At 34.2% G+C, this 1,609-nt stretch carries 1 protein-coding gene; it reads right to left on the bottom strand.

Features of this window, described 5'->3' with window-relative positions; all coding sequences use genetic code 11:
• Window positions 1-246 precede the first annotated feature (246 nt).
• Window positions 247-1,404 (bottom strand): IS110 family transposase, encoded by a 1,158-nt coding sequence (locus tag AS161_RS06625; RefSeq protein ID WP_241241350.1) that lies wholly within the window; start codon window positions 1,402-1,404, stop codon window positions 247-249.
• Between the last annotated feature and the right edge of the window lie 205 nt (window positions 1,405-1,609).

Raw genomic sequence — 1,609 nt, 5'->3', positions numbered from 1 at the left:
GTTTCAAGTTCAAGTTTTATCTGAACTATGAGGAATGTAAAGGTACACTTAATGTAACAAAGAGTTAACGTAAAATTTCGTTTTATCTGAACTATGAGGAATGTAAAGATTCAACATGCATAAGATTTCCGGTAATAAGTCAAGAGGAGAAAAAATAGAAAAATAAAAAACCTAGTCAACACTTTGACTTTCAATAACTTAATATTTCACTTTCATTCTTCACATACTTGATTTCGTTCTTTTTACCTATTTCATCGGTACATACGGTACGTTGTTCTTTAGTAAATAATACACTAAATTTACTAATTTCCTTGCAGTTAATATTAGCGCTCTCATGTGTTTGTGTGTTGTTGCTTCTGCGTACTTTTTGCGATAATATTCTTTGTATACAGGATCGTATGTCTTTACTCCGTTCGCTGCCATTACTAGGTATGTTCTTAGATACTTGTTCCCTTTTTTCGTTAGTTGGTTGTTTTCTGATTTGTAATTTCCACTTTGATTGATTGTCCATACAAGCCCTGCGTATGATGCTAACGCTGAGGCTTTTTCGAAACGATTGATGTCTCCTATTTCGGCTATAATTCCAGCTGCAGTTATTTCTCCTATCCCTTTGACTGTTGTTAGTGTGTTCGGAATTACTTTAAGTAATTTACTTATTTCTTTCTTTACTAGTTCGATTTGTTTTTCATAGTGCTGTATCAAATCGATAGTGGAAACAATAGATATTCTCAGAGTGTTTGAAGGATTAACAGACAACCTCAAGGCATCTTTAGCAAGAGTTTGGAGTTTTTCTGCTAAGACTTGTGAAGAGACATTGTGTCTGGAAATTTTCGCAATATATTCAAATAACTCTTCAATTGGCATGTTTGCGATTTCTTCGATTGTATAATCTTTAAGCAGGCATTCGAAAGTCTTATTTAGTTTAAAGTCAAGTTTAGGGAAATAAAGAGAAACATACGAATAGAGCCTAAGTTTCAATCGAGCGATATCTTCGTTGAACTTTAAATAAAGTCTGGTGAGATTACGAAGCTCAGAGATGATATATGAGTTATTGACAAAAGGGACTAAAGACTCAGGAAATTTAGAAGCGATAGAGAAAATAAGTTCAGCATCGATTTTGTCAGTTTTAGGACGATTGAGAATTTTGCGATAGAGCTTAATGTTATCAGTTTTAACCCAAAAGACAGGTACGTTGTTTTGAAAGAAGAAGTTAGCGACATTAAAAGAAAAAACACCAGTTGATTCAAGGACAAGAGAAAAATCGGAAGAAGAAGCAAAAGCTTTGTTAAAAAGTTCAACAATGCCTTGAGGAGAGTTCTCAACAGTCCCACTACCGATGAAATCAGAAAAGAAAGAAAGATAGTTCTTTGAGACATCAATAGCTAAAATAGCCAAAGGAATCACCTCCGGATTGAGTACAGCCTTACAACCTCGCGGTACATAAGAAAACGAGGCAAAACATTTTCCGGCAAGTAAAAAGCTGTACTCTAGTTAGGCAATCTTATTTAAGAGAACAAAGTCTCAAGGAGGGGCAACCTGAAACTATTTTACCAGAGGTGTTAAAAAATATGCATTCAATTTTCAAAGACCAATTTTAATTTTTACCGAA

Source organism: Fervidobacterium sp. 2310opik-2, assembly GCF_011057735.1.
GTDB classification, from domain to species: Bacteria; Thermotogota; Thermotogae; order Thermotogales; family Fervidobacteriaceae; genus Fervidobacterium; species Fervidobacterium nodosum.
This window is presented reverse-complemented; position numbering and strand designations above follow the sequence as displayed.